Source organism: Mycobacterium bulgaricum (genome assembly GCF_041287165.2).
Classification (GTDB): Bacteria; Actinomycetota; Actinomycetes; order Mycobacteriales; family Mycobacteriaceae; genus Mycobacterium; species Mycobacterium bulgaricum.
In genome coordinates this window covers 1-1,404 of record NZ_JBGGKV020000035.1, presented here as the reverse complement: position 1 = coordinate 1,404, position 1,404 = coordinate 1, and the positions used below count along the sequence as shown (strand labels likewise).

Below are 1,404 nucleotides of genomic sequence, written 5' to 3'. Positions count from 1 at the left end.
CGGTTGTCACGGATGAGGGCGTAGAGAACGTTGGTGCGCCGTCGCGCCAGGCAGATGGTGGCGGGGATCGGCCGCTTTCCTTCGTCTCGTTTGCGCTGGTAATAGGCCTTGGAATCTGGGTCGCAGCGGATCGCGGTCAACGCCGACATGTACATGACTCGGCGCAGTCGGCGACTGTAACGCTTGGGGGTGTGCAGTCGTCCGGTGCGCTTTCCGGAGTCTCGAGACACTGGCGCCAGGCCGGCCCAGGCCGCGAGTTGGTCAGCCGATCCGATCAGCGCGGGATCACCAACGGCGGCGAGGAATTCGGCGCCCAGCCGAAATCCTATGCCGGGCATGCTGGTGATCACCTCGGCGAGTGGATGGCGGCGAAATCGGCCCTCGATGTCGGCGTCGGTGGTCTTGATGCGGTCATCGAGGGCGATCACCTCCCGCGCCAGATCAGCGATCAACCCGGCGGCCACCTCTTCGCCGGGCAGGCGCATCGTCTGGGTTTTCACTGCAGCCACCGCAGCCGCCGCGATCGAGGCGGCGTTGCGCACACCGGCATCGGTCAAGACTTTGGTCAGCCGCGAAACACCGCTTTGTCGAATCGCTTTGGGACGCTGGTAGCGCGCCAGCAGTATCACCCAGCCACGGTCTTGGCTCGGTTGGGCGGCTCGTTCCAGGGCCGGGCAGACCGCGACGAGTTGCTGGCGCAGCCGGTTGATCGTGCGGGTGCGGTCGGCCACCAGGTCGGCGCGATGGCCGGTGAGCATCCGCAACTCGCTGATCAAGTCATCATCGGGATGCAGAACGGGCAAGTCCTGGCCGCGCATGCGCGCCTGGTCGGCGATCACCCGAGCGTCTTTGGCATCGGTTTTGGCCTCCCCACCGCGGTAGGTCGCCGAGGCCTGCCACACCGCCCGGCCGGCCAGATACCGGACCGTTTTGCCGGCGTCGGCCAGCACCGTCAACACCAGTGCGGCATACACCGTGGTCAGGTCCACCGTCCACGACACTCGCTCGGCCAGCTCGTCGATTTCAGCGACGAGCTCCCGGATCGGTTGCTCGTCGTTGACCAGCCGGCGCGACAACACCACCTTCCCGCTGTCGTCGACCGCACAAACCCAGTGATGCTCTTTACCAACATCCACTCCAGCCCACACCTGGCCCGTCGTCATCACCCCTCTTTTCGCCTGTCTACCAACATGATCCCCATGGACAACCCCGCCAGCATTTCCTTAAACAAGCGATCACATCGCAGATCTCAATCAGCGGCCAGAGGAGTCCAGGCAGGCCGGGCGGCCAGTCCTTTCAAGCCGCACCACCAGGGCCGGCTACGACCATGCAGCCTCACCCGACCCACCCGGGTCACAGCCCAACGTAACAACACGAAGTAACTGCAACTACGAACTTAAGGAC

At 64.7% G+C, this 1,404-nt stretch carries 1 protein-coding gene; it reads right to left on the bottom strand.

The window, feature by feature from the left end:
* Window positions 1–1,163 (bottom strand): IS110 family RNA-guided transposase (locus tag ACAG24_RS29445; RefSeq protein WP_370476383.1); only part of this gene is annotated, 1,163 nt, incomplete at its 3' end.
* Between the last annotated feature and the right edge of the window lie 241 nt (window positions 1,164–1,404).